The sequence below is a fragment of the Acidisoma sp. S159 genome (genome assembly GCF_009766125.1).
Classification (GTDB): domain Bacteria; phylum Pseudomonadota; class Alphaproteobacteria; order Acetobacterales; family Acetobacteraceae; genus Acidisoma.
Genome location: NZ_LMUG01000067.1, coordinates 441,972 through 465,624 on the forward strand (window position 1 = coordinate 441,972; position 23,653 = coordinate 465,624).

Genomic DNA, 23,653 nt, shown 5'->3' on the forward strand with positions numbered 1-23,653 from the left:
TTGTGCTGACCGATCTCATCGGCGGCGTCCGCCATCGGGAAGTCTGGGCGCTTGACACTTCTGATCAGCTCCGGACCCTCAGGACCATCGCCCGCCAGATCAAGGGACTGCTGAAAAAAGGCAAGATCGATCGATCGCGTCTGATGGGAATGGGACTCGTGATGCCTGGCCCTTTCGGCGTGGCAGGACTCTCACCGACACGCCTGCCGGGATGGGACGGAGTTGCAGTCCGGGCAGCGCTGGAAGCAGACCTGAGAATGCCGGTGATGCTTGCCAATGACGGAACAGGTGCCGCCATGGCTGAGTGGCGTTTCGGCGTGGCAAAGGGCCACGAGAACTTCGTGTATGTCTTTATCGGCAATGGAATAGGTACAGGCCTAGTCGTCAACGGCAGGCTCGTAGGCGGCGAAGATGGCAATGCGGGAGAAATCGCGCATGTCGTCGTGAGGCCAGAGGGCCACGAATGCATCTGCGGCAAGCACGGTTGTTTGGAAACCTATATTTCACTCGACTCGGCTCTGCATCATTTTAGGCGAAACGGCGTGATTTTAAGTTCGATGGAAGAGTTCGAAAGGTGCGTGGGGCCCGGAGACACGCTTGTTGAGGAATGGCTCGCGGAAGCAATCGGGCCCCTACGGCTCGGCATTAACCTGATCGAGAACCTGTTCAACCCAGAGGCAATTTATCTTGGCGGCGACTTCCCGTCGTGGCTGCTTGACCTGTTCATGGCGCGAATACTGCCTCTACCAATCTCCGTGAATAGCAGCCACTCGCAGCAGACTAGGCTGCGCCGCGCGGCTCTTGGTCAGGACGCGGCAGCTATCGGCGCGGCCGCACTTGCCGTCGCGGCCTCACTTAATCCTGACTATCTTCAGCGCGTCCAAGCACGGCCCGAGTACGAAGTTTGAGCACAGTTCGTGTCGGCGCAGCGTCCTCCTCAGTATTGAAGAAATACCGGCTACGATCTGAAGCCGCCGCCCGGAACCTCACTCGTCGCGCGCATCCCCGACAGGCAACGGCTCCAGGCATCCGCACTGCCGGGACCGTTGATTCACGTCCACAGTACCAAGCTGGGCACGCCTCCAATGTCGGCACTAACGCCATGAAGCGCCGAGAGGGAGGTGCCGGCGAAGGTCACCTCTTCACGACTTCCGTTGCCCGGGGAGAGGGTAACCGTAGCGCCGGTGACCGCGCCCAAACCGGCGCTCGCGGTGAGCGCTAATGCCGATAGACCCGGGATGTAGCCGAACATGATGTCTTCATCAGCCCCATGGAAATTCTGCAAGAAGTCCCAGGTCGCTCCAGGCACGTATCCGTTCTGAACGAAGGTTGTGTGACCATTCCCACCATCCTGATCGATGTTCAACCCGCTCCCGGCGTCGAGCACGCTCGTTCCGACGCTTGAACCGATGAGGAGGTCGTTACCGGAGCCGGTGGCCACAAGCGGGTCGGCCGCATTCACCGCGGCAATCTTCACGCTATCGGACCCGTTATAGGAATAGGCATCGGTATGAGACAGGAAGCTCAGGGGGCCGCTATAGGAATCGGACGTAATATTCGTCGTTGCCTCATTCTGCGTCGAGTCCATCTGAGTGAATAGAACTATCGGAGATGATACCGGGAGCGTGCTTGCGGCAGGAGTCGCCGGCATGCTGGGCTCCGGGCTAGGAGTCGAAGGGAGCTCCACTCCGTCCGCCGCCTCCCATTCCTGGATCTCGGTTAAGTCGGCAGAAGTCAGCTGCACGAAAATGCCTTGTGCCCCGTCGCCGGACGAGACTAGGCCAACGACCTCCGGCACGTTACCCGGGCCTTCAACCCAGACTGGCCCACCACTCGAACCCTCTCCCAGAGAGCTGCCGACGAGCAGCGCGTAGTGTGGGTCCTGCGTCACGGCCTGAACACTGTTCACCAATACGCCGCCAGCGGATGCCGGATAGCCTGTAACATTGACAATCCCCCCTGCGTAATCCGGGTCGATTGTCATCTTACCGATGTTCGTGAACGGGGTTGCAAGCACTAAAAGGGCGAAGTCCAGCTGCGACTGCTGTTCCGATATTAGGTCCGACGGGTCATAGACTTTATTGAAGGTTCCTCCCACCACGGCACTGGAGCCAAAAGGCGCGGTGCCATCGTTAGCGCCCGGCGTTACTTCGATATTCGAGGCGGAGCCGACATTGGTGCTCCAAACAACATGCGCCGCTGTTAGAACCGCGTTCGGTGCGATAAGGACACCCGATCCCTGAAATTCATCCTGGCCAATAGTGTCGGTAATCTCGACCACAGTATCATAAGGGTACTGAGAAGAACTGAAGGACATGGGACTTCCCTGCGTTGTTCACGCTATTGGAACGCGAAAGCAATGTGGCACGAGTTGAGACGGGTTCCAACCCGGGGGCGTGCCGCGGGCCTTTAATGAGCCGAGAACCAGACCCGCTCCAAGGTCTGCGGAACTTTCAGGGCGGGATCAAGCCGGACTCGCGAAAGCTATCGATCAGCGCATCGAAAAGTTTTAGGTCTGCGCGGCTCCGCGCCATCAATTGCGCGCCCGCAACGGCGGCGAAGATCGCGCGAGCCCTTGTTTCACGCTTGCTGGCGGGAACGGAAGCAGCGGCGAGCATCCTGGTAAGCCACGCGACGTTAACATCGGCGAAAGCCTGCACCTCAGCCTTCACGGTGTCCGGCAGATCATCATATTCGGCCGCCATAAAACTGCAGAGGCACATTCGATTATCCTCCTCGAGCGATCGGCGAAAAAGTCCTGGATAGGCCTGGAAGGCCTCTCGCGGATCGCCGTTCGCCCGTGAAAGAGCTTCAAGATTTGCAGCCGTGTCCTGCCAGTAGCGTTTCGCCACTGCTGCACCTAAATCAGCCTTGCTGGGGAAGTGGTGGTAAATGCTTGCGGCCTTGATGCCGACCTCAGCCCCGATTTCGCGAAAGTTCAGCCCACCATAACCATGTGCCTGGGCCGTCCGTCTCGCCGCCTCAAGGATCGACTCTCTCGCATTCTCGCTCATCTTCATCCATCCGATTCCTACCAATTGGTAGGTAGGGGTTGACAGTCGAAATGTAAAGGTAGATGACCTGCCTACCAATCGACAGGTAGAACCAAAACTGTGAACGATATAATCCACATGGATGCTAGTCACATCGCCGAACTCATCGCCAAACGGGAGCTTTCGCCCGTTGAGGTCATGCAGGCGCATCTCGATCGCATTGCCGAGGTCAATCCCAGGGTGAATGCCATTGTGACGGTGGCCGATGGCTCACTGGACGCTGCCAAAAAAGCCGAGGCAGCGGTCAAGCCGGACGCTCGATTGGGTCCGCTCCATGGCGTTCCGTTCACGGTCAAGGATGGAATCGACACGGCGGGCGTGCTGACACAGCGCGGTTCGCCGATCTTTAAAGGACGCGTGCCCGGTACCGATGCCACTGTCGTAGCTAGGCTGAAGGCCGCCGGCGCCATCCTCATCGCAAAGACGAACCCGCCGGAATTCTCTTACTCGATCGAAACGGACAATTTGCTGACTGGCCAAACGAACAACCCGTGGAACCTCGATTACACCCCGGGCGGGTCGAGCGGTGGTGAATCCGCTGCCATCGCAGCAGGCATGTCGCCACTCGGCGTGGGCAGTGATCTGTCGATCTCATTGCGCGGCCCGGCAGCGCATACCGGTATCGTCGGATTTAAAGCTACTCATGGTCGAATGCCGATGACAGGCCACTGGCCCCGGGTGCCGCGTCGCGTCTGGCACATCGGTCCGATGGCACGTTCGATTCGCGATGTGGCGCTCGCTTATTCTTTGATGGCGGGCCCCGACGGCGCCGACGGCTTCTCAATCAGCTCGCCGAGCTTCGATACAGGGGTGGGCACGAAACCGACCCGTCAGATTCGTGTGGGCTGGCTAGCCTCTCCGGGTTTCTTCGGACCGACCGATCCAGAGGTGGTCGCGACCGTAAAGGCAGCGGCTTATGCGCTGGGTAATGCCGGCTGCCACGTTGAAGAGGTCCGGTTACCCGTGCTCGAGCAGACCGATGCCAACAACGTCCTCTGGCAGCTCCAACAGATGGAAGCCCGGCCCGAGTTTGAGAAGGTCACCGCCGGCCACGAGGCCCAGATCTTTAGGCATGCCAAATTGGTCCTCGACACACCTGACACCCCAATAGCCGACTTTGTCGCTGCCGAGCAGGCGGTGGAGCGCCTCCGCGACAGCTTCGCCGACTATTTCCAGCGATATGATGCGCTGCTCTGCCCGGTGACCCCGTTCCCGGCGACCAAGCATGGCCTCGCAGACCTCGCGATCGCTGGCGAAACGGTTTCCCCGTTCCACGTGATGAGTGCCACATCACCGTTCAGCCTGACCGGCATGCCGGCCCTGTCGATGCGATTCGGAACAAGCCACGACGGCCTTCCAATTGGCGTGCAAATCGTCTCTTCCTGGTTGGCGGAATCGACAGTACTTAGGGTCGCCTCGCTCCTCGAGGAGATAAGCCCCGTCCGTAACCTTCACCCCGCCCTCTAACGCCACAGGGGCGGGGTCCTACCGCCCCTTTGGAAGGAGCATCGAAACACGAAGGGTGAGCGTCGATACGCAGGTCGCTCATCGATATTTGGTAGTGCTGCCTTGTAAAGGTCACTCAGCTACAAGAAGCGCTTTTGAGCAAAGTTGTGTTTTTGAGGCTGCCGGTTGAAAGCGAAGGTCCACTATTCGAATCCGGTGGCTCTGCTGTTCCGTCCGCTGGCCGGCGCTTGTTGCTAAATACGATCTGAAAGGCTTCTCGACATCACCAATATGCAACGGAATCGCCGAAAGCTGGAGAGTCATGACCGATCCATCCCAAATTGCATTTGCCCGCTTTACGCCGGTTGCTCAGGCCCTGCATTGGATCACCGCATTGCTGGTGTTTCTTACGGTTCCCTTAGCATGGGTGATGGTCAATATGCCTTCAACAGCCCATATCGCAGGCCAGTTGTTCACCCTGCACGAGTCAATCGGAATCACAATTCTGATGATCATCGTCGTCCGTTTGATTTGGCGGTCTCGCCATCCCGCACCGCCTTTGCCTCAGGGCTTCGCTCGCTGGGACAGGCTTGCGGCTCGTGCGTCACATTCGTTGCTCTACGTGATTCTGATAGGGATGCCCGTCAGTGGGTACTTAATGAATGCCACGGGTGGTTTTCCAGTCGGCTTCTACTGGCTATTTAATTTACCGGGCTTGCCAAAGACGCAGGAACTGTCGGACTTTGGGTTCCAGCTCCATGTCGTTGTAGGTCAATGGCTGGTCTACGCGTTGGTCATCCTCCATGTCAGCGCCACGGTGTGGCATGTTGCCGTGAAGAAAGACGGTACCTTGGAGCGCATGCTGCCTAAACAGAAATCGTAAGGCAGGAACTCATCGCGCATTGTTGGGTTTTGCCCGCGGCTTCCGCGGTGCCAACTGGTCGGTTCTGGCTTTTGCTGATTCCGTGGGTTGTGGTCGGATGTCCCAGGGAGCCTGTCCCCTGAACCGTGCCACCAGCTATTGCATCGTCGCGCGGCCTTTCGGGGCGACCCTGCCGCTCTGTGGATACATCACATAAATTCCGAGGTCGGGCGGCGGTGGAAGGTCCAAAGCTACTTCGACCACTTCCCCATTCCTCAGAGCTTCGGCGATGAGAAAAAAGGGCTGGTAAATCATGCCCAGCCCAGCAATGGCCGCGTTGCGCAATGCTTCCCCGTTATTCGCCCCCAACGGCCCTCTAACCGGCACGGTCGTTTTGCCATCCTTGCCGAAATGCCAGCGGTCCGCGCTGGTCGTACTCGACAAGGTGTTATGCAGGCAGGCGTGCGCCGCGAGATCGGCCGCATTCTTGGGCGCTCTGTGCGCCGCAAGATAACTCGGCGCGGCGCACATCTTCGGGCATCAGCGTTTCATGGCACAGACCGACATAGGTGGCCTTGTCTTCAGTAAGGTCGCGGAGGTCGTCGAGTTGCTGACGACTGACGTCATCCCGCAGATCCAGGGTTATGGCCAGCGGCGCCAGCGGCTGCAATCGGCGCAACCGTCTGTCGATCCCGCTGTTAGGATCTAGGGACATGAGTATCCAAGAAGCGAAATCGACGCTGACGAAAACTTGAGGAGCCGAATCTCTGGGGTCACGCTACGCGTGAGACAGCTCGAGCGGGTCGGCCGGTTCTACCAAGACATCATCGGATTGGAATTGGTAGAACGCGAAGCCACAATGGTTCTGCTTGGCCGTTATGACCAGACCTTTCTGACGTTGCCGCACTGTCCGAATGCCGTGCCGGATGACTGCAAAACCGCAGGGCCGTCGGACTAATCCGGAGCGCCACAACGGATGCGTGGGGAGCTTGGAAGGCACCAGCGCGGATTGGCATTGGCCATGTCCACCTCCGGGCCGGCGCCGTGCAAGCTGCGGCTCGTTACTATGCGGAGACACTGAATCTTGCGGTCACGAGAAGTGGTCCGCAGGCAAGTTTCATGTTGTGGGACGGCTATCATCATCACTTCGCCTTCTACACATGGGAGAGTGCAGGTGCCGTCCAGCGTAATCCAAATATGTCGGGCTTGCATTCGATTGCGCTGGAGACAAGTCAGAAAGCTTCGTTTGAGGACCCCTGGGGAAATCAAATCATTTCAGCCAAAGCATAAAATAAATATCGATCCTGAACATCCCCCAGCTGGATATCCGCTTGCCAATGGTGACGTTATTTCTATTCGAAAGATAGATCGTCACTCAGCTTGAATGGCTTTGCATGAGCCGCGAGACGAAACTAGGCACGCCCTCGCCGATTCGCGCACCTGCCGCCAGTGCCGTGTCGTTGACCACGGAGATGATCCCGGTCTCCCAGGTCGAGCGAGCCTCGCCGATGCGAGCCGTTGCCGCGGAGACGGTGGCTGCGGCTATTCCAAGCGCCGAGAGGGCGGGCAGGCGGCCTAGGCCGGCCCGATCGATTCCGCCTCCGGCATCGTTGTAGACCGCCGCTCGGACAGGAAACTTGATGGCGGTTGCTGGCATTCCGCCGAGTAGTCCGCCGTGCGAGCCGGTCACCACGATGCTTCCGATGTCCGAAGCCGCAACAAGAGAATTCGAATCGAGCCCCCAGACGGGGGTCACGCCGGGCAGTAGCAGGCTTCGTGCCTCGGACAGGTCGAGCCGGGCAGGGGGCGCCGGCTTGGCCCGTAGCATCTGCTCCGCTGTCCATTCCGCCGAGCGGCCGGGGCGGCAGCCGAGACGGGCGGCGGTCTGGTTCACGGTGCTGACGATGCCGCGCGCCCGCATATCGGTGGCGTCGCCGATCCGCGCGGAACTATGGCTGACTGCGGCTGCTGCCAGGCCATGCGTGTCGAGCAAGGCGAGGCCCGCGATGCCGGCTTCATCGAGGCCGATGCCAGCATCGTTCAGGATAATCCCGCGCAAGCCGAATTCGGCCGCCACAGCCGCAGCATAAACACCGCCATGTGATCCTGCGACGACCACGCTTCCCGCCGCCCCCGGGCCAAGCGACGTCACGCTATGAAGCGTGAGGATGCGGGGCTCGTTATCGACCAATGGCGCTTACTCCTGCGCGGCGGCGGCGGCGGCGCGGCCCGCTTGATCAAAGTTGCGAAAGGATTTGGCAGCCAGCGGCCGGGATGGTAGGTCTTGTCGCACCTGTTGGAAATGGAATTCCACTCAGTGGACGATCCGGCCCGGAACCAGAGCATCGAGCGCGCCACCGCGATCTTGCGGGCGGTCGCCGCAGGCGACCCGAGCGGCAGCCGTTCTTCTGATATCGCCGCAGCGACCGGCCTCTCCCGCTCCACGACCCATCGGCTATTGGCCGCGATGGTGACGGCGGGGTTGATCGAGCAAGAAGCCACGGGACTGTTTCATCTCGGCTGGGATCTCTTCGCCTTCGGAACCAAGGCGGCGAGCCGCCGGGGTCTCGTCGATCTTATCCAGCCAATCCTTGACCGCCTGGCCGAGCGGACCTCGGACACCGTCTTCCTCTCGGTGCGCAGCAATGCGGAATCGCTCTGCATCGATCGCCGGGAGGGAAGCTTTCCCATCCGCACGCTCACTCTTTCAGTCGGTGACCGCCGGCCGCTTGGGGTCGGTGCCGGTAGTCTCGCTCTGCTGGCCTGCCTGACCGATGCGGAGATCGAGACCACTGTTTCCGCTAATCACGCTCGGCTCGAAGCCTATGCCGGCTTCGACGCGACGACGCTGCACGAGCTCGTGGCCCAAACCCGCCGGCAGGGCTACGCCTTCAACAACGGGCGGATCCTGGCGGGCATGAGCGCGGTCGGCGTCGCGGTGACCGGCGATCACGGTGAGCCGGTGGTGGCGCTCAGCGTCGCCGCGATCGACAGCCGGATGCTACCGGAGCGGCGCGAGAATATCGCGGCCCTGCTGCGGACGGAGGCGCGGGCCCTGTCCGAGGAACTCGGGCGCCTGACCCAAGGTCTCGGCTCCGCCGGCCTGCGGCAGCTGCTGCCAGCACGGCACCGCTAGAATCGCAGGTCGGGAGACGGGTTTTGAATAATGGCGGCCCCAACCCTGGCACCGGAGACCTGCGGTGCGTCCAGAGATGACCGACAATGAAATGACAGGCGGCGAGGCGATCGCTCGCTCGATCATAGCGCATGGCGGCGGCCCGATGTTCGGCATGGGCGGCTTCCAGCTTCTGCCCTTCTACGACGCGGCGCGGCGGCTCGGGCTCGACCACTACCTGATCAACGACGAGCGGGCGGCGGCATTCATCGCCGATGCCTACGCGAAGGTCTCCGGCCGTGTCGGCCTGGTGGACGCGACCCTTGGCCCGGGTGCCACGAATCTCGTCACCGGCCTGGTCGAGGCGCTGAATGCGGGCTCCCCGATGGTTGCGATCATCGGTGATGCCCATCGCGACCACGCCGGCAAGAACATGACGCAGGAGGCCCGGCAGCTCGACATCCTGCGCCCCGCGGCGAAGGAGGTGCTGCGCGTCGAGTCGATGCAGCGGATCCCGGAACTCGTGCGCCGGGCCTTCGCCATTGCGACCAGCGGCCGGCCGGGCCCGGTCGTCGTCTCGATCCCGGAAGACATCTGCCACGCGCGTTGCGGCTACGAGCCCGAGGCCTTCGTGGCGGATCCGATTTATCAGGCGGCGCCCGCGCTGCGAATGCGGCCGGATGCAACGACCTTGGCAAAGGCGGCGCGCCGTCTCGCCGAGGCGAAGCGTCCGTTGCTGCTGGCCGGGGGCGGCGTGCATCTCAGCGGTGCGGCGGCGGAGGTTTCTCGCTTTGCGGAGCTGCTGAACCTGCCGGTCGCCCATACCCTGACGGGCAAAGGCGCGATCGCCTGCACGGATCCGCTGAGTGCCGGGCTGTTCGGCCGCTACGACCGGATCGCGAATGGTCTGATCGCCGAGGCCGATCTTCTGCTCGTGGTCGGCTGCAAGCTCGGCGAGATCGCCACCAAGCGCTACGTGCTGCCGCCGGCGACGGCGCGCGTGATCCATATCGACATCGTTGCCGAGGAGATCGGCCGCACCCTTTCGCCGGAAATGGCGCTTTGGGGCGATGCACGGGAGACCCTGCGGGATTTGCGGGAGTCCCTGAAGGCAGACGCACCTCGCGTTCGGGAGCGCCAGAGGAGCTACGCCGCCGAGATTGCGAAACGGATGGAGGATTGGCGGCGGCTCGCGGCGCCGCGCTACGAATCTGAAGAGATTCCGATCGGCATGGGCCGACTGATGGGCGAGCTCAACCGGGCGCTGCCGGGCGACGGCATCCTGGTCGCCGATGGTGGCTTCGCGGCGCATTGGGGCGGGTTGCTGTTTGACACCAAGCAGCCCGGCCGGGGTTTCGTTCCGGATCGTGGCTTTGCTTCCATCGGCTACGGCCTGCCCGGCGCGATCGGTGCCGCGCTGGGGGCGCCCGGCAGACCTGTCGTCGCTCTCACCGGCGATGGCGGGTTCAACATGATGGCGGGGGAGCTGGAGACAGTCCGGCGGCTGGGCTTGCCGATCACGATCATCATCGTCAACAACGCGGCCTCCGGCTACGTGAAGGCGTTGCAGCACCTGATGTACGGCGCCGGCTCCTACCATGCCTCCGACCTCGCGGAGACCAACTACGCGGAAGTCGCGCGTGCCTTCGGCTGCCGCGGGCTGCGAGTGACGCAGCCGGGGGAGCTGGCCGGGGCTTTGGCACAGTCATTGCGTGGCGATGGTCCTACGGTGATCGACGTCGTTGTGACGCGCGATCCGGCGCAAATGCTGCCTGCGGCGGATAGCCGTGCGATGCAGATTCGCCCTGGTGACCGTGTCGCCTGAGGGCGCGGATCCGCGGAAACGGCGCTGCGTCGCACCGGCGCTTGGGGAGATCTGACCGATGTTCGCGGCGCCTCCCTCCCTGGAAACTGAGGTCTTCGCGGAACTGCCCGCGATCTACAGGCAGCCGAGATCCAGCCGATGGACGGAGGCGAATCGCGGCGGTGCCGCCGTGCACTCTTTCCTGGAAGGCCCGTCCTTCGATCGGGACGGCAATCTTTATGTTGTCGATATCGCCCATGGGCGGATCTTCCGCGTATCGCCGGATGGAAGGTTCGATCTGGTCGCCGAATACGACGGCGAGCCGAACGGGCTGAAGATTCACCGCGACGGGCGCATCTTTGTCGCGGATTACCGGAACGGGCTCATGTTGCTCGATGCCGAGAAGGGCAGCGTGACGCCGATTCTCCACGGCCGGTGGTCGGAACACTTCAAGGGCATCAACGACCTGTTCTTCGCCGCCAATGGCGATTTGTATTTCACCGATCAGGGCCAGACGGGTCTGCAGGATGCCACGGGGAGGGTCTATCGGCTGACCGCGGACGGGCGGCTCGACAAGCTGATCGACACTGTGCCGAGCCCCAATGGTTTGGTGACAGATGCGGCTGGGACCGCGCTGCTGGTCGCGGTGACTCGCGGGAATTGCATCTGGCGGATTCCGCTTCTGCCGGATGGCACGACGACCAAGGTGGGCCTCTTCATCCAGCTTTCCGGCGGGCTTGGCGGCCCGGATGGGCTGGCGGTGGATGCAGCCGGAAATCTCGCGGTTGCGCATGCCGGCCTCGGTTCCGTCTGGATCTTCGATCCCTTTGGAGAACCGCTCTGGCGTATCAGATCCTGCACCGGACGGCTCACGACCAATCTCGCCTATGGCGGCGCGGACGGCCGCAGTCTGTTCGTCACCGAATCCGAGACGGGAACCATCTTGCGCGCCAAACTTCCTGTAGAGGGAAAGCCGATGTTCTCGCATCGATGAGCGTTCCAGCATTCGCGGATCTGCCCCGGCCGGGCGACCGGCTTGCCTCTCGCCTGGGGCGTGTGGGGCGCCGAGGATCAGCTCGGCACACTCAACAACATCGACGCCGAGACCACGGCAGCGGCAGCGGCGCTCGTACGGCGCGGCCTGCGCTTCAATCTTAACCTGCCGCTGCATGTCCCGCTCGGCGAGGTTGGGCCGCTTGCGCATCGGCACCGCACCGCACCGGCGCAAACCCTGATCTGCGCCAGCCTTGCGGGGCTCACCGTCCGGGACGACCGGGTCGATGGACTATATCCGCAGGGATCGACGCAATGGGATGGACTCTGCCACATCGGCGATCCGATCCACGGCTTTTACAACGGCGTGCGACCGGAGGAGATTACGCAGCGCGAGGGCACGAAGCTCGGGATCGAGCATTATGTGCGGTTCGGGATCGCAACGCGCGGGGTGATGGTCGATCTTCCTCGTTATTTCGCTCGCATCGGTCGTGCCTGGTCCTCAATGGGCAGCCTAACCGCTTCGGCGGCCGACCTCGTGGCGGCATTGGAGCAGACCGGTACGGTCCTGGGGCGTGGCGATGTGCTACTGGTTCGCACGGGATGGGTTGAGGCTTTCCGCGCGGCGCAGGATGGAGCGGAGCGTGACGCCCTGTTCCGCAATCGGACCTATTCGGGTCTCGCCGCCGACAGCGCGATGTGGGAATTTCTGTGGGATAGCGGAGTGGCGGCCGTCGCGTCCGACTGTGTCACGGTCGAGACTTGGCCCATTCATGAGGGTAAACCGAGTCTGCATCTTGCCATCGCTCGTCTCGGACTGGTCTTGGGCGAGCTGTTCGACCTCGACAGCCTTGCGGAGGAATGCGCGCGGAGCGGCGTGCAAACCTGCTTCTTCGTGTCCTCGCCGCTCAACTTGCGTGGCGGCGTGGGCTCGCCGGCCAATGCCATGGCGATGGTGTGACGCTTGTGGGTGTGGGTCTAGCGATCTAAAGATTCGTCATGGCACGCGAGGGCGTGCCACCCACGCCTGCCTTCGTCACGCAAAGGCGTGGATGCTCGGCCTTCGCCGAGCATGACGTGGTGGAAATGAGCATGGTTCAAACATGCAGCTCTAACCAGCGTGGGCCAGCGGCACGCCGGATAGGCCGGCGGAAGCGCGTCGCGCCGCGGCGGCGATGTGCTCGACATGCTCCATCATCGCCGCGCGGTTCCAGCGAAAGATAGGCCCGGAAACAGCCAGCGACGCGACGACGGACTCATGATGCTGGATCGGCGCCGCCACGCCTGCGATTCCGCTGTTCCACGAGCCTTCCGCCATCGCCCAGCCCTGCTTCCGAACCAATGCGAGCTCGGCACGGAGTTCGCGTTCCGCGTCGTCGCTCAAGGCGAGCCCGTTGATATACGCGCTCTGGAACGCAGGCGCGGTAAAGGCGAGCAATACGAGCCCCGTCGCTCCGAAATGCAGTGGCACCACGAAGCCTACGGGAACGACGCGGCGGATCGACTTGCCGCTCTGCACTTCGCAGATGCAGATGCGCTGATCTCCGGCGCGGACATGCAGCGACACCGTTTCCTCGACGGCATCGCGCAGCTTCTCCATCTCGGGCACCAGAAGCTGCAGAAGGTGAGTCGGCCGGGCCGCGTAGCTGAGTTCAAGAAGCCGGCTGCCGAGCCCATAACCATTGGCCTGGCCCTCGGGTTGTAGATAGCGGCGCTGCGCGAGGCTGCGCATCAGCCGGCTGACCGTTGGCAACGGCAGGTTGATTTGCCGTGCAACGACGGCCGGCCCCGTGCCAGGGCTGGCGGCGACAATGTCGAGGATTGCGGTGATCCGATCCAGTGTACGCATCGTCTACAGCAAACTCCGCTTCTACTTTTACGTGCTTCGGACTGGCGCAATATTCGCGTCACCGGGGCAGTCGTCTCGCCAAGCTCAGAAATCAGTTCCCAAGAATCGCGCAGAATTCGACGAGATGCTTGCGAGCCTCCGCGCATCTTGCCTATCATGATCATGGAGCGAAAGTCACGCTCATACAGTGAGAGTCCAGGCTGGCGCGACTACCGTGTGAACTGGGAGGCTTGAAATGACCCGCAGCGTCGACGGCGCATTGACCGATCTGGTTCACGGCAAACTTTCCCGCCGAGATTTCGCGGCGCACGCCGCGGCACTCGGGCTTTCGGTCACGGCGATCTCCGCCCTGCTGAGAAGCGCACCGGCCGAGGCAGCGGCCTCGGATGCGGTCTTTCCGATAACTGGTCCCATGCAGGATGGTTCGGGTGGCACGCTGGTGGTGGGTCAGGAATCGAATTGGGATGTGCTCGATCCATGTCTTGGCACCGGAGCGGTGACATGGCGCACCTGCCTCTATCAAATCTACGAATCGCTTGTGGCCCGCGAGATGGACAATCCGTCCGGGCTTTCCGATCCGATCGTGCCCGGCATCACGAAATCGATTGATCGCTCGTCCGACGGCAAGACCTACACATTTCATCTCCAGGATGGCGTGACCTTCAGCGACGGCACGCCTTTCGACGCCGCGGCGGTGATGTGGAATGTCGAGCGGCAGTGGGATCAGAGCAAGCTCGGGCGCAAGAACGCTCCGCAATTCGACACCACGGCGGCGGCCGTGCGGTCGTGGTTCTGGAATCCGGCCCAGATGGTCAGCATGACCTCACCTAATCCGGGTACCGTTGTGTTCGAGCTCGCCAAGCCTTTCGCACCCTTCGTGAGCGGCATGCCGGAGTCTGGCCTCGGCACGATGGGTATGAGCAGTCCGGCGGTTTGGAAGACAGGCGGGACGGCGGCGATCGCGGCGCATCCTATCGGCACCGGACCGTTCCTGTTCGAGAGTCAATCTCCGGGCGATCAGCTCAACATAGTCAAGAACCCAAAATACTGGAATCCGGCAGGCGCAGCGAAAGCCGACAGGATCATCTTCAAGGCGCTAACCGACCCATCGACGCGCGTCGCGGCGCTTCGCGGCGGTGATGCGCATGTGATCTTCGCGCCGCCAACCGAGGAAATCGCGTCGCTCCAGCGCGAGGGCTTTATCGTGACGGCCCGAGCCAACCCGCATCTGTGGTATATGCAACTCAATGCGCATGAGCCCTATTGGAAGGATCGCCGCGTGCGGCAGGCCTTCTTCATGTCCATCAACCGCAACGCTATGGCAAAGCGGCTGATGCGCGGCACGGCACTGCCCGCCGTTAGCATCAACGGCAGAACCTGCCCGTCCTGGACCGATCAGGCGGGCTATCCCGAGCATAATATAAAAGCGGCGAAGCAACTTCTTGCGGATGCCGGCTTGGAGAAAGGCTTCGAGACTACCTTTCAGATTCCGACGGGTGGATCAGGAGAGATGGATCCGGTCGGGATGGCGGAATGGATCGCCAGAGATGCGGCGCAAGTCGGCATCAAGATCAAGCTGCAGACGATGGAATGGATCAGCTATCTGCACGCCTGGGCAGGCGGCATGACGGCCGGCATCGGCATGAACCAGCAGTCCTGGGGCATGACCTCGATATACTGGCCGAATCTGCCGCTGCGCACGACTTCGGCGCTGAATGTCGGCCATCAGCCCGATACGCGTTTCGATGTTCTGCTCGACCAAGCCAATTCCTCGCTCGACGATGAGACAGCCATCGCGAAATATCGTGCCGTCGATGCGCTGAACGCACAGGAGATGTGGCTGCTGCCAATCGTCAATGATCTAGCGCCGGTCGTGATTTCGCCGAAGGTTCGGAACTTCGTGCATTCCTCCGACTGGTGGTGGGACTTCAAGAAAGTCTGGGTGCAGAGCTAGCGACGTCAGGACCGCTGGGCAGTGCTCGCCTATACCGCCCAGCGTGTCCTCTCGATTATTCCGACGCTGATCGGCGTCTCGCTCGTAACCTTTGGCCTGTTGCATCTGGTACCGGGCGGTCCGGCGCTCGCAATGCTGGGCATGGCGGCTTCGGATCCCAAAGCGGTCGCGGCGGTCACGAAGGAACTGGGTCTCGACCGGTCGCTGCCGGAGCAATACTGGATCTGGCTTAAGCGCGCGGTCACTGGAAACTTCGGCACTTCGACCGAATTCCACGTGCCGGTGACGGCGCTGCTGTTTCCGAAGCTGGAGCATACTTTGATCCTGACAGCGGGCAGCCTCTTCTATGCTGTCGTGCTCGGCCTGATGGTTGGGATAACGACGGCGCTCTACCACCGCAGCCTGTACGATCGTCTCGCGATGCTGCTGACCTTGATTGGTGCCAGCGCACCGGTGTTCTGGATTGGGCTGCTGCTGATCTATCTCTTCGCCATCCGGCTCGGCTGGCTACCGGCGCTTGGCATGGCCTCGCCGCTCGGGCCTCCGACGGTTCTCGGCGTTCTCAAACATCTGATCCTGCCGGCTTTCGCGAATTCGATCATCTCGCTCGCCGTCATCGCCCGCATCGTGCGTTCGGGAATGATGGAGGCGCTTGTGCAGCCCTATATCCTGGCGGCCCGGGCGCGAGGTCTGCCGCGATGGCGGCAGGTAGTGGTGCATGCCTTCCGCAATGTGCTACCCGACGCGATCAATATTACCGGGCTGCAGGTGGGCTTCCTGTTCGGTGGAGCTCTTTTCGTGGAAGTCGTCTTCGGCTGGCCCGGCCTGGGCTATCTGATCTATTCCTCGATCCAGGCGCGCGACTACGTGACGCTGCAGGCGGCGGTACTGATCGTCTCGGCCGCCTTCATTTTCGTCAATCTCGTCGCGGATCTCGCCCGTATGGCGCTCGATCCACGAGAAGCGCGATCGTGAGCGCCGCGACCACGGCGCCGGCCGTAACGGGAGAACTGCCGCGATCGGCCCGGCGGCAGGCATTGGCCGCCTTTATGCGCGACCGCATGGCGGTGGTAGGGGTTGTCGTGCTGCTCCTCGCGGTCATCGTGACGGTCCTCGCGCCGCTGATCTCGCCTTACGATCCGACTGAGGGCGACGACGACAACATCCTCGTGCCGCCCTTTTCGCCGGGGCATATCCTGGGAACCGATACACAGGGGCGGGACATGCTGGCTCGTATCCTCTTTGGTGCCCGGCTCGCCTTTCCGGAAGCCATTATTCCCGTCGCCGTCGCGGGGATCATCGGCCTCATTCTCGGGATGATCGGTGGATACTACCACCGCACCGTTGGCGAAGCGGTGATGCGTGTTCTGGACGTCTTGTTCGCGATACCGATGGTGCTGCTCGCCATCGCGATCGCGGCGGCGCTCGGCAGCGGGCTGCCGACGGTGGTGCTGTCGATGTCCATCGTCATCACGCCCTATATCGCGCGTGTCGTCAGCACGACCACCGCTCAGCTTCGTTCCGCGACTTTTGTGGAAGCCGCGCGCGTCTCCGGCTTTGGTGACGGGCGCATTTTTTGGCGCGAAATTCTGCCGCATGTGATTCCCGCTGTCGTCGTCTACGGCACGACGAATATGGGCGCGATGGTCGTCTTCGCGGCCGGCTTCGGTTTCCTCGGCCTTGGCGCACAGCCGCCGACGCCCGACTGGGGCGCCATGATCGCCGATGGCATGCATTCGCTCGACAGCGCGCCATGGGTTTCCACCGTGCCCGGTATCGCCATCGTGATCATCGCCCTGGCGTTCAACTACGTGGGCGACGGCCTGCGCGTGGCGCTCGATCCCCGGCTGCGGACCCGGTTGTGACTGCGCTGCTGGAGGTCTCGGGCCTGACGGTGCGTTTCGGATCGCCGTCGGGCGAGGTGCATGCCGTGGAGGATGTCTCCTTCGCCATCTCATCCGGCGAATCCCTGGGCATTGTCGGTGAATCCGGTTCCGGCAAGACCGTGACCTGCATGTCGCTGTCCTGGCTGCTGCCCTCGCCGCCGACGCGCTATGTCGGTGGCCGGATCACCTTCAAGGGCGAGGAGTTGCGGCCGCATCAGGAGAAGCGGCTGCGGCATATACGAGGGAGGGGGATCGGCATGATCTTCCAGAACTCGCGCCTGTCCTTCGATCCGGCATACAGAATGGGTGCGCAGATAGCGGAGGTGTTGCGCGCGCACTTGCCGCAGCCCTGGCGGGAGTTGCGGCCGGAGGTCATCCAGACGCTACAGAGCTGCAACATCGCCGATGCCGAGGCGGTGCTGGACAAGTATCCGCATGAGGTCAGCGGCGGTGTGGCGCAGCGTGTCAGCATCGCGCTCGCTCTGCTTATCCGGCCCGACCTTCTGGTCGCCGATGAGCCGACGACGTCTCTCGATCTCCTCAGCCAGATCGAGGTGCTCGCGCTGCTGGAGAAGCTGCGTCGGGAGACCGGGCTCGCGATGATCCTGGTGAGCCACGATCTCAGCGTGGTGCGCCGCATCGCGGATCGCGTCGTCATCATGTATGCTGGCCGCATCGTCGAGCAGGGTCCGGCCGAGGCGATCTTCTCGGATCCCCGGCATCCTTACACGCAGGGCCTGCTGTTCTCGGCGTTGCAGAAGCGCGAGGGCGGACGGTTGTTCGAGCTGCCGGGAACGCCGCCGGATCTTGCGGCGCTGCCTTCGGGATGCAGCTTCCGGCCGCGCTGCCCGCATGCTTTCGCGGCATGCGAGGAGATGCCGGCGCTTCTGCCGGCGGGCCCCGCGCGCGAGGCACGCTGCCACCTCCTCGACCCGGCAGCGCGACGTGACTGACGCGCCGCTGCTGGAACTCGAGGCGGTGACGGCGACTTATGGCCGGGGTGGCGGACGGGCGGGCGCCTCCCGGGCACTCGATGCCGTGGGTTTGCGTGTGATGCAGGATCGCTCGCTCGGGGTTATCGGTGACTCCGGTGCTGGCAAGACGACGCTGTGCCGCGTGGCGACGGGCCTCATGCGGCCCCTCTCCGGCGCGGTGCGCGTGGCCGGGATGGATCTTGCCCGGGCCTCGCGGGGGGATTGGCAAAGGGCGCGACGCCATATCGGCCTGGTTTTCCAGGACGCCCAGGGCTCCTTCAATCCGATGCGCCCGGTTATGGATGGGATCGGCATGCCGTTGCTGAGCTATGGTGCTCTCAGCGCTGCGGAGCTGCGGGGTGCCGTGGGTGCCGCGATGGAGCAGGTGGGGCTGCCACCGTCGCAGATGACGCGGTATCCGCATGAATTCTCCGGCGGACAAATCCAGCGCCTTGCCATCGCACGAGCCCTGACGACGCGGCCGCGCCTGCTGCTGCTCGACGAGCCGGTTTCGGCGCTGGATGTCTCCATTCGCGCGCAGATCCTCAATCTGCTGGTTGATCTCGCCGGTTCGCTGGGACTGACCTATGTCGTCATCAGCAGCGACCCGGCGGTGGTCCGCCATCTGACCGCCGAGGCGCTGGTGCTGTTTGGCGGCAAGGTCGTGGAGACGGCGACCACATCCGATCTGTTCGCAACGCCGCTGCATCCTTACACCGCGTCTCTTCTGGCGCTCCGTGATCCCGAGATCGCGCTGCGGGGCGGTGGCTTGGCGAAGGGCGACCGCGTTCAGGTCGTGGCGTCAGACGGCTGCCGCTTCGCGGGAGTCTGCAGCCTGGAGCAGCCGCAATGTCGCACAGTCGTGCCGATGTTGCTGCCGTTTGGGGCGGGACGTCAGGTAAGTTGTCACGGCCGCATTGCCGCCAGGGCTGGACCAGTAGAGGGAGCGCGAAGATGACGCAGCCGGAATTCGCCGTCACCGCCGAGGCGGTGCAGCGCTATGCGGAGATGATCGACATCAAGGTGAGTGCCGCAGAGGCCGCGACTCTGGCGGAGCAACTGGCCGGAGGTTTCGCGGGCCTCGCCGCGCTTTGGGCCGTGCATGTCACGGGCTTCGAGCCATCTGTCACGCTCCCGATCGATCATTGGTGAGGCGGAGATGAGCACCGAGACGGATACCGATCTCCCCTTCACGTCGCTGAGCGAGATCAGCGCGCGGCTCGAGAAGGGCGAGATCACCAGCGTGACGGTGACGCGGCTGATGCTCGACCGGATCGAGCGGCTCAATCCGAAGCTCAATTGCTTCATCACCGTGCTGGCCGAGTCGGCGCTGGCGCAGGCCGAGCGTATGGATCGACTGGCGCAAGCCGGGTTGCGCCTCGGACCGCTGCACGGCGTGCCGGTTGCCATCAAGGACAATATGGCGACACGCGGCATTCGGACCACGGCCGGATCTCGCATCCTGGCGGATTGGGTGCCGGATGAGGACGCGACCGTCGTGCAAAGGCTGAAGCAGGCTGGCGCGGTTATCCTCGGCAAGACCAATCTCTACGAATTCGCCTTTGGCGGCGTGCACGAGGATTACGGCGAAGTCCGCAATCCGTGGCAGACCGACCGGACTTGCAGCGCCTCCAGCAGCGGTCCCGCCTGCGTAGTCGCGGCCGGGCTTGCTTATGCGAGTCTGGGCACGGATACCGGCGGTTCCGTGCGCCTGCCAGCGGCCGCCTGCGGCATTGTCGGGCTGAAGCCGACCTATGGCGTTGTCAGCCGTGCGGGCGTGGTACCGGCGGGCTACAGCCTCGATCACGTCGGCCCCTTCGCGCGTACCGTGCGCGACACGGCGCTCGTGCAGAATGCCATCGCGGGCCCCGATGCGCGCGACCCCGCGGGTTCCCGCCGTCCCGTGGCGGATGTCACGGCGGATCTGGGGCTTGGGCTGCGTGGGATCGTCGCCGGTGTGCCGAAGCTGCAGGCGAGCGAGCTCATCGACCCGCAGATGCGCGCCGCCTGCGACGCCGCGATCGCCTCGCTGGCAGAGCAGGGCGCCCAGATCGTCGAGGTCGATCTGCCGGACCATCTGTTGTCGCGCACCATCATGTGGGCAATCGCGGCGTCCGAACTGGCCGAGAGCCACCGCGATTATCTCAAGACGCGGCCGCAGGACTACTCGCCGACCGTGCTGAGCCTGGTGCGGCAGGGCGCGTTTATGCCGGCGGTCGAATATGTTCACGCGCATCGGGTGCGTCAGAAGATCATCGCGGATTATCAGGCGGTGATGCGGTCGGTTGATGTGATCCTGATGCCGGTCGTGCCCTTCCCCGCCTGGCCGGTGGGCGCCGAGGAGGTGACGGTCGCGAACGTGCAGGAAAACCTCATGGGGTCGCTGACGCGCTATTGTCCGCCCTTCAACATCACCGGCCAGCCGGCGATTTCGGTGCCGGCCGGGTTCGACGGCGACGGCTTGCCGCTCGCGCTGCAAATCGCCGGACGCTGGCACGAAGAAGCGACAGTGCTGCGCGTCGCCCATGCCTATGAACAGGCGGCGGGCTGGTACCGTGCGAGGCCGCCATTCGCGTGACGGCGGGCGTCTTGGCAATGCGGGTCGGCATTCTCGGGCTGGGTGCCATGGGGAGCGCGATGGCGGCCCGACTGCTTTCCGCGGGCCACGAGGTTCGCGCCTACGACCCGGACGAGGCGGCGATGGCGGGCCTGGTGCGGCTGGGCGCGGAGCGGGCGGCGACGCCGTTCCAGGCCGCTACTGACTGCGAGGTTCTCCTGGTCATTGTGCGTGACGCCACGCAGGCCGAGGCGGCGCTCTTCGGCCCGGACGGCGCGGCCGCTGGCATACCCGGCGGCGCGACCGTGTGGCTCGCGAGCACCGTGCCGCCGGCTTTTGCCGAAGAGACCGCGAACCGGCTGCTGGCCTCGGCCACTCATCTGCTGGACGGGCCGGTCAGCGGCGGCGCGGCGGGGGCCGCCGCTGGAGAGCTCGCCGCCATCATCGCCGGAGATGAGGCGGCGATGGCCGCGGTCCGCCCGCTTCTGCCGGTGATCGCAAGGCACATCTTCGAGGTCAGCGGCCGCGCGGGCGACGCCTCCCGCGCCAAGATGGTCAATCAGCTTCTCACCGCGACGCATATCGTCGCGACGGCCGAGGCACTGACTCTTGGCATGACGTCGGGGCTCGACCCCGCGCTGCTCTATCGAATCATCTGTGCCTCGTCCGGCACTTCGAGAATGTTCGAGACGAAGGCACCGATCATGTTGAGCGGCGACGCGACGAGCGGGCCGCGGCTCGCGATCTTTGAGAAGGACCTCCAGATCATCCTCGCGGAGGCGGCCTCTCTCGCATGCGCGATACCGCTTGCACGTGCGGTTTCCCGCGTCGTCGCCTCGGCTCTGGCGAGCGAGGGGGGCGGGATTACGGACTCCAGCGTGATACAGGCTTACCGGCGGCAAAACGGTCAGGAATTTGGAGAATGGCCATGAGTCGGACATTCAAGCAGCGGCTGCTAGCGCGCGAACGCGTCGTGATGATGAACCCCGATCATCCTTCACCCAGTCTGGTGGAGTTCATCGGCGGCCTTGGCGCCGATGCCGTCATGATCGACATGGAGCAGGGCAGCCCGGGGGCGGAGCGCGTCGAGGACATGGCCCGCGCCGCTCGCGCCGCCGGGCTCTGCGCCCTGGTGCGGATCTTCGCGCCCGAGCCGTGGGTCATCGAGCGCTATATGCTGCGCGGCATTCACGGCATCGTCGTGCCGCGTGTGGAGACTGTGCCGCAGGCGCGCGAGGTCGTCGAATCGGTGCGATACTGCTTCCCGACCAACGCCGAAGACAAGATCGTCATCATGCAAGTGGAGACCGCCGGTCTTGCCGAGGCTCTTGACGCGCTGATCGAATTGCCTGGTATCGACGCCTATTTCATTGGGCCAGTCGATCTCGCGAAAAGTCTAGGCAAAGGCGGAGACTATCGCGACCCTGCCGTCATCGCGGTTATCGAAAGTCTCGTCGGGCGTTTGACCGCAGCTGGCAAGGCTGCCGGCATGCTTGTCACAGCGTCGGACGTCGGATTTTGGCGCGCGCGCGGGGTCACGCTTCTGTACAATCATCTGAACGAATATGCGAAACTCGGCGCGTCTTACTTTGAAGCGGCCGAAATGGCGAAGACGCTAGCCTAGTTTGTCAGCGATCAGAAATCCGAACAGAAGTTCCGGCCGCATCGCAGACTAAGTGCTTCAATCAGCATTGCACTCCGTACACCGCCCATGACCGCCCGCCGGTGCCACTCGCCACAATGGCGCCGAAGATGGCGACCCCGGTCGCGCCGCCCACCTGGCACGCTGTGTTCAGCACGGCCGATGCCGTCCCGGCCAGATGCCTTTCGACGCTGAACAAGATCGACGTGGTCAGGGCCGGCACTATCGTGGGCGCAAGTGGAATCGAGGAAGGCCAGTGAACAGGGCGAATCCGCTCAGGAACGCACGCTTGGCGCCGAATTTATCGCCAATCACGCCGGCCGACAGCAAGAAGCTGGCGAAGCCGAGCGTGTAGGCATAGATCACCCATTGCAGGGTGCTGACCTGGGCGCCCAGCTCCACGCCCATTTTGGGCAGCGCGACATTGACGATGGTGACGTCCAGCTGGACGATGATGAAGGCGAAGCTGCTGGCTAGCAGCACCGCCAGGGACGACTGTTGCACCGCCGCCGGGCTTGATGTTGGAGGCAAATCGGTTCCTATGGGCGTGCTGAAAATTGCCGGCCTGAATCCCAACTGCGTCGGTGGCGATGCATCGTTCAGCGTATCAGAGAGACGGCGCGGCCGCGGAAGCTGTCCTCTTGCGAAGAGAAGCTGAAGCGCACGGATGGTCAGTCTCTGCACCGGGTGAAAGGGGTCTGGAACATTCCAGGGTGCCTTTGCAGGAAGGCTAATGGAGCCCTTCGCGATAACCGCAAAGGCTCCATTGGACTCGCTTAGCGACCGGCGCTCTGGCCGCCGTCGACGTGCAGGATTTCTCCCGTGACGAACTCTGCCGAGTCCAGGAACACGACGGCGCTGGCGACTTCGCTTGCTTCGCCCATGCGGCCCAGCGGATGGAAAGTGCCCAGCATTTCGTGATTTTCCGTAGGATGCATCGGCGTCTTGGTAACGCCTGGCGCGACCGCGTTCACGCGGATGCCCTGCTTGGCATATTCAATCGCCAGCGCCCGGGTGACGGCGTTCAGGCCGCCCTTGGTCAGCGCCGCCAGCGCCATGTGCGCGCCAGTGATGCCGTTCTCGATGCTGGCGGTGACACTCACCACGTGGCCGCTCGAATGCTTTTCCATTTCGGCGATGGCCAGCTTGGTGATGTGGAAGAAGCCGGCCATGTTCACGTTCATGACGGCGTTATAGTCTTCAATGGTGTTCTCGGTGAAAGGCTTGCCGATGTAGATGCCAGCGTTGTTTACCAGCGTGTCGACCCGGCCAAACCGCGCGACCGCTTCGGAAATGATGCGCTGGGCGGTCGCGGGATCGCCGATATCACCTGCGACGGTCAGAATGTTCGGATTTTCAGACGGCTCGATCGTGCGCGAGGTCGCGACAATGCGGTAGTCGAGCCTTCGAAACGCCTTGACGATTTCAGCACCGATGCCCTGCGAAGCGCCGGTGACGATGACGACCTTAGCCATGATCTTGTCTTTCCAGGAAATATCTTGGCCGCGGTTCCGCATG

General features: G+C 63.2%; 24 protein-coding genes. 17 read left to right on the top strand and 7 right to left on the bottom strand.

What is annotated here, in order from left to right; translation table 11 throughout:
- Window positions 1-2 precede the first annotated feature (2 nt).
- Window positions 3-908 carry an ROK family protein gene (locus GSQ92_RS24730; protein ID WP_159014180.1) on the top strand — a complete coding sequence of 302 codons (906 nt, stop codon included), beginning with the start codon at window positions 3-5 and terminating at the stop codon, window positions 906-908.
- A gap of 143 nt (window positions 909-1,051) precedes the next feature.
- Here GSQ92_RS24730 and GSQ92_RS24735 read toward each other — a convergent pair whose 3' ends face one another.
- Together GSQ92_RS24735 and GSQ92_RS24740 are read right to left on the bottom strand one after the other, a co-directional pair.
- Window positions 1,052-2,317 carry a serine protease gene (locus tag GSQ92_RS24735; protein WP_158801450.1) on the bottom strand — a complete coding sequence of 422 codons (1,266 nt, stop codon included), beginning with the start codon at window positions 2,315-2,317 and terminating at the stop codon, window positions 1,052-1,054.
- A gap of 136 nt (window positions 2,318-2,453) precedes the next feature.
- Window positions 2,454-3,020 (bottom strand): TetR/AcrR family transcriptional regulator, encoded by a 567-nt coding sequence (locus tag GSQ92_RS24740; protein WP_254065472.1) that lies wholly within the window; start codon window positions 3,018-3,020, stop codon window positions 2,454-2,456.
- A gap of 171 nt (window positions 3,021-3,191) precedes the next feature.
- Between GSQ92_RS24740 and GSQ92_RS24745 the strand changes: the two genes are divergently transcribed.
- Both GSQ92_RS24745 and GSQ92_RS24750 read left to right on the top strand, forming a co-directional pair.
- The gene (locus GSQ92_RS24745; RefSeq protein WP_254065471.1) at window positions 3,192-4,520 is read left to right on the top strand and encodes an amidase; all 1,329 of its coding nucleotides are present in this window, start codon (window positions 3,192-3,194) and stop codon (window positions 4,518-4,520) included.
- 301 nt (window positions 4,521-4,821) lie between these two features.
- Entirely contained in the window at window positions 4,822-5,382 is a 561-nt protein-coding gene (locus tag GSQ92_RS24750; protein WP_174246615.1) for a cytochrome b, read from the top strand.
- Between the two features lie 135 nt (window positions 5,383-5,517).
- On the opposite strand, the gene GSQ92_RS24755 is transcribed toward GSQ92_RS24750, so the two are convergent.
- A complete protein-coding gene (locus GSQ92_RS24755; protein WP_158801446.1) occupies window positions 5,518-5,892 on the bottom strand; it encodes a LysR substrate-binding domain-containing protein in 375 nt (124 codons plus the stop codon).
- A gap of 19 nt (window positions 5,893-5,911) precedes the next feature.
- Here GSQ92_RS24755 and GSQ92_RS24760 point away from each other — a divergent pair, with 19 nt between their 5' ends.
- Window positions 5,912-6,070, top strand: coding sequence for a hypothetical protein (locus GSQ92_RS24760; RefSeq protein WP_158801444.1), 159 nt, complete (start codon window positions 5,912-5,914; stop codon window positions 6,068-6,070).
- Window positions 6,071-6,736: 666 nt separating this feature from the next.
- Here GSQ92_RS24760 and GSQ92_RS24765 read toward each other — a convergent pair.
- Window positions 6,737-7,552 carry a hypothetical protein gene (locus GSQ92_RS24765; RefSeq protein ID WP_158801440.1) on the bottom strand — a complete coding sequence of 272 codons (816 nt, stop codon included), beginning with the start codon at window positions 7,550-7,552 and terminating at the stop codon, window positions 6,737-6,739.
- A gap of 126 nt (window positions 7,553-7,678) precedes the next feature.
- Here GSQ92_RS24765 and GSQ92_RS24770 point away from each other — a divergent pair, with 126 nt between their 5' ends.
- The 4 genes from GSQ92_RS24770 to GSQ92_RS24785 all read left to right on the top strand — a co-directional run bounded on the left by GSQ92_RS24770 (window position 7,679) and on the right by GSQ92_RS24785 (window position 12,234).
- Entirely contained in the window at window positions 7,679-8,497 is an 819-nt protein-coding gene (locus GSQ92_RS24770) for an IclR family transcriptional regulator (protein ID WP_159014182.1), read from the top strand.
- 76 nt (window positions 8,498-8,573) lie between these two features.
- Window positions 8,574-10,301: a thiamine pyrophosphate-binding protein gene (locus GSQ92_RS24775; RefSeq protein WP_158801436.1), complete on the top strand. Its 1,728-nt coding sequence runs from the start codon at window positions 8,574-8,576 to the stop codon at window positions 10,299-10,301.
- A gap of 58 nt (window positions 10,302-10,359) precedes the next feature.
- Window positions 10,360-11,274, top strand: a complete 915-nt coding sequence (locus GSQ92_RS24780) for an SMP-30/gluconolactonase/LRE family protein (RefSeq protein ID WP_158801434.1) — start codon at window positions 10,360-10,362, stop codon at window positions 11,272-11,274.
- A gap of 42 nt (window positions 11,275-11,316) precedes the next feature.
- Window positions 11,317-12,234 (top strand): cyclase family protein, encoded by a 918-nt coding sequence (locus GSQ92_RS24785; protein WP_159014184.1) that lies wholly within the window; start codon window positions 11,317-11,319, stop codon window positions 12,232-12,234.
- 150 nt (window positions 12,235-12,384) lie between these two features.
- Here the strand turns inward: GSQ92_RS24785 and GSQ92_RS24790 are convergent, their stop codons facing one another.
- Complete coding sequence (locus tag GSQ92_RS24790; protein WP_158801430.1) at window positions 12,385-13,122, bottom strand: IclR family transcriptional regulator; 738 nt, start codon at window positions 13,120-13,122, stop codon at window positions 12,385-12,387.
- Between the two features lie 235 nt (window positions 13,123-13,357).
- Here GSQ92_RS24790 and GSQ92_RS24795 point away from each other — a divergent pair, with 235 nt between their 5' ends.
- The 9 genes from GSQ92_RS24795 to GSQ92_RS24835 are packed head-to-tail and all read left to right on the top strand — an operon-like array spanning window position 13,358 to window position 22,117.
- Window positions 13,358-15,076 carry an ABC transporter substrate-binding protein gene (locus tag GSQ92_RS24795; RefSeq protein WP_158801428.1) on the top strand — a complete coding sequence of 573 codons (1,719 nt, stop codon included), beginning with the start codon at window positions 13,358-13,360 and terminating at the stop codon, window positions 15,074-15,076.
- Window positions 15,077-15,097: 21 nt separating this feature from the next.
- Window positions 15,098-16,051, top strand: coding sequence for an ABC transporter permease (locus GSQ92_RS24800; protein WP_158801426.1), 954 nt, complete (start codon window positions 15,098-15,100; stop codon window positions 16,049-16,051).
- Window positions 16,048-16,941 (top strand): ABC transporter permease, encoded by an 894-nt coding sequence (locus tag GSQ92_RS24805; RefSeq protein ID WP_158801424.1) that lies wholly within the window; start codon window positions 16,048-16,050, stop codon window positions 16,939-16,941. The genes GSQ92_RS24800 and GSQ92_RS24805 overlap by 4 nt, the downstream gene beginning before the upstream one ends.
- Window positions 16,938-17,915: an ABC transporter ATP-binding protein gene (locus GSQ92_RS24810; RefSeq protein WP_158801422.1), complete on the top strand. Its 978-nt coding sequence runs from the start codon at window positions 16,938-16,940 to the stop codon at window positions 17,913-17,915. Before GSQ92_RS24805 ends, GSQ92_RS24810 begins: the two co-directional genes overlap by 4 nt.
- A complete protein-coding gene (locus GSQ92_RS24815; protein WP_158801420.1) occupies window positions 17,908-18,894 on the top strand; it encodes an oligopeptide/dipeptide ABC transporter ATP-binding protein in 987 nt (328 codons plus the stop codon). The genes GSQ92_RS24810 and GSQ92_RS24815 overlap by 8 nt, the downstream gene beginning before the upstream one ends.
- Window positions 18,891-19,088, top strand: coding sequence for a hypothetical protein (locus tag GSQ92_RS24820; protein ID WP_158801418.1), 198 nt, complete (start codon window positions 18,891-18,893; stop codon window positions 19,086-19,088). The genes GSQ92_RS24815 and GSQ92_RS24820 overlap by 4 nt, the downstream gene beginning before the upstream one ends.
- Before the next feature lie 7 nt (window positions 19,089-19,095).
- The gene (locus tag GSQ92_RS24825; protein WP_158801416.1) at window positions 19,096-20,514 is read left to right on the top strand and encodes an amidase; all 1,419 of its coding nucleotides are present in this window, start codon (window positions 19,096-19,098) and stop codon (window positions 20,512-20,514) included.
- A complete protein-coding gene (locus GSQ92_RS24830; protein WP_158801414.1) occupies window positions 20,511-21,425 on the top strand; it encodes an NAD(P)-dependent oxidoreductase in 915 nt (304 codons plus the stop codon). The genes GSQ92_RS24825 and GSQ92_RS24830 overlap by 4 nt, the downstream gene beginning before the upstream one ends.
- Complete coding sequence (locus GSQ92_RS24835) at window positions 21,422-22,117, top strand: HpcH/HpaI aldolase/citrate lyase family protein (protein WP_158801412.1); 696 nt, start codon at window positions 21,422-21,424, stop codon at window positions 22,115-22,117. The genes GSQ92_RS24830 and GSQ92_RS24835 overlap by 4 nt, the downstream gene beginning before the upstream one ends.
- Before the next feature lie 240 nt (window positions 22,118-22,357).
- Here GSQ92_RS24835 and GSQ92_RS24840 read toward each other — a convergent pair whose 3' ends face one another.
- Both GSQ92_RS24840 and GSQ92_RS24845 read right to left on the bottom strand, forming a co-directional pair.
- Entirely contained in the window at window positions 22,358-22,666 is a 309-nt protein-coding gene (locus GSQ92_RS24840) for an MFS transporter (protein WP_216849890.1), read from the bottom strand.
- A 245-nt stretch (window positions 22,667-22,911) separates the two neighbouring features.
- Complete coding sequence (locus GSQ92_RS24845) at window positions 22,912-23,610, bottom strand: SDR family NAD(P)-dependent oxidoreductase (RefSeq protein WP_158801410.1); 699 nt, start codon at window positions 23,608-23,610, stop codon at window positions 22,912-22,914.
- Between the last annotated feature and the right edge of the window lie 43 nt (window positions 23,611-23,653).

What these genes read in the sequence shown, in the direction of transcription:
- GSQ92_RS24755 (WP_158801446.1), bottom strand. Translation starts at nt 5,892, where the DNA reads ATGTGCGCCGCGCCGAGTTATCTTGCGGCGCACAGAGCGCCCAAGAAT.
- GSQ92_RS24795 (WP_158801428.1), top strand. Translation starts at nt 13,358, where the DNA reads ATGACCCGCAGCGTCGACGGCGCATTGACCGATCTGGTTCACGGCAAA.
- GSQ92_RS24735 (WP_158801450.1), bottom strand. Translation starts at nt 2,317, where the DNA reads ATGTCCTTCAGTTCTTCTCAGTACCCTTATGATACTGTGGTCGAGATT.
- GSQ92_RS24750 (WP_174246615.1), top strand. Translation starts at nt 4,822, where the DNA reads ATGACCGATCCATCCCAAATTGCATTTGCCCGCTTTACGCCGGTTGCT.
- GSQ92_RS24825 (WP_158801416.1), top strand. Translation starts at nt 19,096, where the DNA reads ATGAGCACCGAGACGGATACCGATCTCCCCTTCACGTCGCTGAGCGAG.
- GSQ92_RS24740 (WP_254065472.1), bottom strand. Translation starts at nt 3,020, where the DNA reads ATGAAGATGAGCGAGAATGCGAGAGAGTCGATCCTTGAGGCGGCGAGA.
- GSQ92_RS24775 (WP_158801436.1), top strand. Translation starts at nt 8,574, where the DNA reads ATGACCGACAATGAAATGACAGGCGGCGAGGCGATCGCTCGCTCGATC.
- GSQ92_RS24820 (WP_158801418.1), top strand. Translation starts at nt 18,891, where the DNA reads ATGACGCAGCCGGAATTCGCCGTCACCGCCGAGGCGGTGCAGCGCTAT.
- GSQ92_RS24745 (WP_254065471.1), top strand. Translation starts at nt 3,192, where the DNA reads ATGCAGGCGCATCTCGATCGCATTGCCGAGGTCAATCCCAGGGTGAAT.
- GSQ92_RS24780 (WP_158801434.1), top strand. Translation starts at nt 10,360, where the DNA reads ATGTTCGCGGCGCCTCCCTCCCTGGAAACTGAGGTCTTCGCGGAACTG.
- GSQ92_RS24835 (WP_158801412.1), top strand. Translation starts at nt 21,422, where the DNA reads ATGAGTCGGACATTCAAGCAGCGGCTGCTAGCGCGCGAACGCGTCGTG.
- GSQ92_RS24760 (WP_158801444.1), top strand. Translation starts at nt 5,912, where the DNA reads ATGGCACAGACCGACATAGGTGGCCTTGTCTTCAGTAAGGTCGCGGAG.
- GSQ92_RS24845 (WP_158801410.1), bottom strand. Translation starts at nt 23,610, where the DNA reads ATGGCTAAGGTCGTCATCGTCACCGGCGCTTCGCAGGGCATCGGTGCT.
- GSQ92_RS24790 (WP_158801430.1), bottom strand. Translation starts at nt 13,122, where the DNA reads ATGCGTACACTGGATCGGATCACCGCAATCCTCGACATTGTCGCCGCC.